This is a genomic window from Streptomyces europaeiscabiei (assembly GCF_001550375.1).
GTDB lineage: Bacteria > Actinomycetota > Actinomycetes > Streptomycetales > Streptomycetaceae > Streptomyces > Streptomyces europaeiscabiei.
Genome location: NZ_LRTR01000161.1, coordinates 1 through 973 on the forward strand (window position 1 = coordinate 1; position 973 = coordinate 973).

Here is a 973-nt window from a genome sequence, read left to right on the forward strand (position 1 = left end):
GACCGAGGGGTGCCCGGCCCACCAGGCGTAGTGCTGGGCGGCGGCGCCGGCGCGCGTCTCGGCGTCGTCGGCGTAACCGGCGGCCTCCAGCTGGGCCCGTACGCCGGCGGCGAGCCGGTAGCGGGCGCCGACAGGTGTCACCAGGGCGCACCCGACCAGCTCGCCCAGGGCCGCGTCGGCGTGGGTGTCGCCCACGAGGGCGGGCAGGTGCGCCTGGTGCGGGACCTCGCCGCCGAGGGCGACCGCGAACCTGAGGGTCTCGCGGGCCGAGGAGCTCAGCCGGGACGCGAGCAGCGCGGCGGGGGCGGCTCCCTCGGCGAGCGACGGCAGGGGGATGTCGTGCTCGTCCGCGGGCGGCCCGAAGGACGCGTCGACCAGTGACGGCGCGTCCTGGAAGACACCGAACTCGTCGACGGCGTCCGCGCCGACCCGCTGCCGGTCCCGCTGTCTGAGCAGCGCCCCGGCCTGGGTGAAGCGCAGCGGCAGGCCCTCGGACTCGAACCAGAGGTCACCGGCCCAGTTCGACTCGTCCTCGGTGAGCACCCGCCCGACGGCACGCTCAAGGAGCTGCTCGCTGCCGGCCCGGTCGAAGCCGCCGAGCACGATCTCCTCGAGGGGCGCGTCGGCGGACGGCATGGGGATGTCGGGGGTGGCGCCGATGAGGAAGGCGCACTCGGGGGTCGCGTCGAGCAGCTCGTCGAGGGCGATTCCGCCGAACTCCAGGTCGTCCAGGACGACGACCGCGCCGATGTCCCGCACGATGTCGAGGATCTGCTGCCGTGCGGGCCGGAACAGGTGTGTGCTGTACACGGCTGCGAACAGTTCGTACAGCAGGTCGTCGACCGTACGCCGGAAACCGCTCAGCCGGACGACTCCGTCGGGGGCCAGGTCCGCGCAGTCCTCGGCGACCGCGTCGAGGAGGGTGGTGCGGCCGGAGCCGGGGGCGCCGGTGAGGCGGACGGAGCGGCCGCGC

Annotated in this window: 1 pseudogene; it reads right to left on the reverse strand. The window is 75.0% G+C overall.

The features are described 5' to 3' along the window. Positions 1-973 (reverse strand): annotated as a pseudogene (locus tag AWZ10_RS07130) (ATP-binding protein); the annotation flags it as partial.